12 protein-coding genes are annotated in these 3,841 nt (G+C 38.9%); 11 read left to right on the forward strand and 1 reads right to left on the reverse strand.

Annotation, left to right across the window (positions count from 1 at the left end; all coding sequences use genetic code 11):
* The first annotated feature begins 176 nt into the window (after positions 1–176).
* Entirely contained in the window at positions 177–335 is a 159-nt protein-coding gene (locus tag EJK17_RS11555) for a hypothetical protein (protein ID WP_168180811.1), read from the forward strand.
* On the opposite strand, the gene EJK17_RS11065 is transcribed toward EJK17_RS11555, so the two are convergent.
* Complete coding sequence (locus EJK17_RS11065) at positions 322–666, reverse strand: hypothetical protein (RefSeq protein ID WP_127796431.1); 345 nt, start codon at positions 664–666, stop codon at positions 322–324. The two genes, EJK17_RS11555 and EJK17_RS11065, sit on opposite strands and share 14 nt — an antisense overlap.
* 62 nt (positions 667–728) lie before the next feature.
* Between EJK17_RS11065 and EJK17_RS11070 the strand changes: the two genes are divergently transcribed.
* The 10 genes from EJK17_RS11070 to EJK17_RS11560 all read left to right on the forward strand — a co-directional run bounded on the left by EJK17_RS11070 (position 729) and on the right by EJK17_RS11560 (position 3,684).
* Positions 729–1,478: a phage antirepressor KilAC domain-containing protein gene (locus tag EJK17_RS11070; protein WP_103662669.1), complete on the forward strand. Its 750-nt coding sequence runs from the start codon at positions 729–731 to the stop codon at positions 1,476–1,478.
* Positions 1,479–1,490: 12 nt separating this feature from the next.
* The gene (locus EJK17_RS11075) at positions 1,491–1,706 is read left to right on the forward strand and encodes a hypothetical protein (protein ID WP_103662668.1); all 216 of its coding nucleotides are present in this window, start codon (positions 1,491–1,493) and stop codon (positions 1,704–1,706) included.
* Complete coding sequence (locus EJK17_RS11080) at positions 1,696–1,947, forward strand: hypothetical protein (RefSeq protein ID WP_103662667.1); 252 nt, start codon at positions 1,696–1,698, stop codon at positions 1,945–1,947. Before EJK17_RS11075 ends, EJK17_RS11080 begins: the two co-directional genes overlap by 11 nt.
* A gap of 263 nt (positions 1,948–2,210) precedes the next feature.
* A complete protein-coding gene (locus EJK17_RS11665; RefSeq protein ID WP_201738285.1) occupies positions 2,211–2,387 on the forward strand; it encodes a hypothetical protein in 177 nt (58 codons plus the stop codon).
* An 11-nt stretch (positions 2,388–2,398) separates the two neighbouring features.
* Positions 2,399–2,635: a hypothetical protein gene (locus EJK17_RS11095; RefSeq protein WP_103662665.1), complete on the forward strand. Its 237-nt coding sequence runs from the start codon at positions 2,399–2,401 to the stop codon at positions 2,633–2,635.
* Positions 2,636–2,839, forward strand: coding sequence for a hypothetical protein (locus tag EJK17_RS11100; protein ID WP_103662664.1), 204 nt, complete (start codon positions 2,636–2,638; stop codon positions 2,837–2,839).
* Positions 2,840–2,852: 13 nt separating this feature from the next.
* Positions 2,853–2,975 (forward strand): hypothetical protein, encoded by a 123-nt coding sequence (locus EJK17_RS12065; RefSeq protein WP_255409207.1) that lies wholly within the window; start codon positions 2,853–2,855, stop codon positions 2,973–2,975.
* A gap of 49 nt (positions 2,976–3,024) precedes the next feature.
* On the forward strand, positions 3,025–3,222 hold the full coding sequence (locus EJK17_RS11105) for a helix-turn-helix domain-containing protein (RefSeq protein ID WP_103662663.1): 198 nt from the start codon (positions 3,025–3,027) through the stop codon (positions 3,220–3,222).
* A complete protein-coding gene (locus EJK17_RS11110) occupies positions 3,223–3,510 on the forward strand; it encodes a hypothetical protein (RefSeq protein ID WP_103662662.1) in 288 nt (95 codons plus the stop codon).
* On the forward strand, positions 3,511–3,684 hold the full coding sequence (locus EJK17_RS11560) for a hypothetical protein (protein WP_168180813.1): 174 nt from the start codon (positions 3,511–3,513) through the stop codon (positions 3,682–3,684).
* Positions 3,685–3,841 lie beyond the last annotated feature (157 nt).

The following is a 3,841-nucleotide window of genomic DNA, read 5'->3' on the forward strand; positions in this document are numbered from 1 at the left end:
ACAAGACACACAGATTCTTCAATCCAAATATTTTGAAAATTTGAGTTGAAGTCAATTACAGCACGTAATTCATCATACTTTTGCCCAGGTTCTTTCAAATCATAGGCAATAATGTATGGCTTCATTTGATCACTTCCTTATTAGAGGATGACTTAATTTTAGCAGAAAGGAAGTAAATGAAAATCCACGAGTATAAAAATAAGCCATCTCACGAAGATGACTTAGATGAAAAAATCAATAAATTTGATGAAAAAGTGTGCTGGGATTATTTGATTCCGATTTTTGTAAGTTTAGTAACCACGTTGTTAACACTTGCAGCACTTAGTGGAAAATAAGCGGAATCAATTTTGTGGTAATTAAAGTCGTTGCAATGGAAACAAAAATTGGCAAAAGAATGCTTTTAAAGAGAGTATTCCAAAATCTTTCCCATTTCCATTTGAAAAAGTTTAAACCTTCATCGGTAACTTTAAATTCAGATGGTTGTGAATAGCGAGAAGGCAGAAACTCGACGAGTCCAGCTTCAAGAAGAAGTTTGAATTCATAACTATTGACTTCACTATGAGGGATTTTATCAAGATTAATTTCATTTAGTGTGTCTGCTTTTTGTATTTTGATGTATTTCCTTAATAGTTTTCTTTCAGCCGGTAAAGTTTCGTATTTGTGCATAATTGCTCCTCCTATAAAATTTCATAATTTATCTCATTTTAGCAGAAAGAAGGAATAGCAAAATGAAGGATTTAATCAATATTCAAATCAAAGATAATCAGCAATTAGTTTCAGCGAGAGAGCTTCATAAAGGCTTGGGACTTAAAAAGAAGTTTTCTGATTGGTGGAAACAAAGTTCAAAAGAATTTGAAGAAGGTACTGATTTTTTGAAGTCACCTAAAGGTTACCTCAATCAAAGCGGTAAAAACACGGTAAGAAGATATGACGACTACCTAATGACTTTGGACATGGCAAAAGAGCTTTGCATGATGTCAAAGACTGATAAAGGTCAAGAGGTTCGCCGGTACTTCATCCAGGTTGAAAAGAACTGGAACTCACCCGACATGATCATGAAGCGGGCACTGGAAATTTCAAACGCACGAATTCAAAAGCTGAAAGATAAGAACGATGCTTTGACATTGCAGCTCGAAGAAAGCGACAAAAAAGCAAGTTACTTAGATCTAATTCTTGGCACACCCGACGCAATGGCTACCACTCAAATTGCAGCCGACTACGGATATGGTGCAAAGGAATTTAACAAGCTACTTCATAAAGTAGGCATTCAGCATAAGGTAAACGGCCAATGGATACTTTACAAGGTATACATGGGCAAAGGGTACGTAACTACAAAGATGTTCACGTTTAAAGATTCGAAGGGCACGGATAGGTCAAAGCCATCAACCTACTGGACGCAGAAGGGACGTAAGTTAATTTACGACATCTTAAAAGATGAAGATATTCTCCCTTTGATCGAACGCGATGACATCGCTTAAGGAGTGACAGCAATGCACAGTGATGAATTAATCACGAAGAAAGACGCACTTAGCCGCCTGCAAATAAGCCGCTCGACGTTTGACCGGCGCAAGCTGCAATGCTTGGCAAGTCCTTATAAGGACGCGGTCGTCAAAAACGGCGGGCGTGTATATATCCAGTGGCAACGTTGGACGCAGTTCATGGCATGGCTAAGCGATAAGGAGTTTAAGGAGAAATATGGAATCTAAATCAAGCAAGACAGAAAAAGGACTCTATTTAGACAAAGATCGTGTTTGTTACAAAGATGGTGACTATGCCACTGTGATTTTTAATTCACTTCAAGTAGCTGCCATTAGACAACTTATTAGAGAAGAAATGAAAAAAGCTAACACGTCCAAAAACATGTCAGCTTTAGTAAATAAAGCAGTATCGGAAAAACTTCAAAAGATGGTTGGCGAAGATCTGGAATCTAATCCAGATATCTATTAAGGCCCTTTGAATCATCCTTAATCGGCTTTATCCAAGTAAATCCACAATTGCTACAAGAAATCAAATTTACTTGGACTGAGCTTTCAGGCTTACCGTCTCGTCTCATTGCAATTATCGCAAAGGCTGTGGGGCCTTTACCAATCGCAATGGGCTTGACGTCATATGAATGGCATTCAGGGCAATGAAACTTTTCCATATTGTCACCTCCTTATTAGAGGATGACTTCATTTTAACAGAAAGAATTATTTAAAAAGGTGAGCTAAATGAGTAAGTTTGACGCATTTATGTATAAGTTGGCCAAGCACCAGTTAACGGACTTCGCAGACGCGTTCGGCAGCATTCTGAAGTGGACGCAAAAAGGTCGCAAGTTTATCTACGACAAGTTAGCAGAGCATGACATCCACCCAACGTTAGAACAGATAGAACTGTTAGGAGATTAGGAGGTTTAATCATGAAGATCTTAGACAAACTTTTAGACAAACTGTTTTGCACGGAATATTCGCCATTGGTGGAGGAAGACTATCAAGCACTTAAAAAATATCACCCTAGCATCACCAAGCGGCAAGTCTACAAAGTGATGGTTAAAAGCAAGCTGATTGATAAAGAAGGCAATCCAACTGATTTTGCAATCAAAAATGGCTACATTGCTGTTGAGGATGATCCAGAAAGCAACAAGGAGGCGTTATAAATGTTGATTCTAATGCTTGGTGATATTGACGATGATCTACCAGATTTTACTCACATGTTTATGGGTGATCGTGCCTGGAAGAGCCTAGACGACTACCTAGGGCAAGACGAGGGCTATTCAGCGGAACAATACAGAAATCAACGTGAAACGGTCGTATCCAAGAAAAACGGCGTTACTTATAAGCTCTGGGTTGGAATTAGCTAGGAGGTGACAAGAAATGACAGTATTAGCAGCTATGTCCACTAAGGAATTGTGGTCAAAACTATGGGACTTGCTCATTCAAAAAATGGCACTCGATACAACTAAGGTCAGCAGTACTTCATGGGGCAATTCACTTTAATAAGCATATCACTACATATAGCGATATACAGCAAACAAGGTACAAGATAATGTGGCAACGAGTAGAAAAAATTTTAAAAGATGAAGGATTATCTGTTTATGAACTATCGAAAAAAACAGGTATTCCAGACAACACGTTAAGAAATTATCGTTTGAAGCATTCTGATCCAAGTTTTACGAATGCTTGCAAGATCGCTGATGCATTGGGTGTCAGCTTGGATGAACTGAGAGATAGGAGCGTGATTTAAATGGAACTGCTAAACACGGAACTTCTACAAAAGATGATCACTAAGATTGTTCGCACTGTCGTGAGAGAAGAACTCGCAAAGCGCGGTGAAGTGATTGATCAGAAAATGTTTAACCGTAAGTGTGCTGCTAAGTACTTAGGAGTTAGCGGAACTTATATCGACACCGCAGTTAAAAGCGGGCAACTTGATCCAACTCTTCCAGGTAATGGGGAAACAAAATTTTATCTCAGAGAAGACTTGGACAGGTTTGCAGAGCAAGGAAAGGATTACTTACAAAGGGTGATTTAAATGGATAAGTTTGATGAATGGATGCTCAAATTTGCTGAAACCTGGCTAACAGATTTTGCGAATGCTTTTGGAAAGCTGCTTAAATGGGGCGCAATCATTATTGGTACGTTGGTAGTCATCGAGCAGATCACAATCTTTGCGATCAACTACTTAACAACACTATTTGTTAGATAAGGAGCAAAAAACATGAAAAAGGTAACAGTCAAAGCTTTGGAAGACGCAGTTAAGAATGACAAGACCTATGTGGTTATTGTCAGAGACGGCGCTAAATTGATCATGGACGCACAAGGTAACCCGTTTGTGATGGGCGCTTACTTAAAGTACGCGCTCG

Source organism: Lactobacillus xujianguonis (assembly GCF_004009905.1).
Classification (GTDB): domain Bacteria; phylum Bacillota; class Bacilli; order Lactobacillales; family Lactobacillaceae; genus Lactobacillus; species Lactobacillus xujianguonis.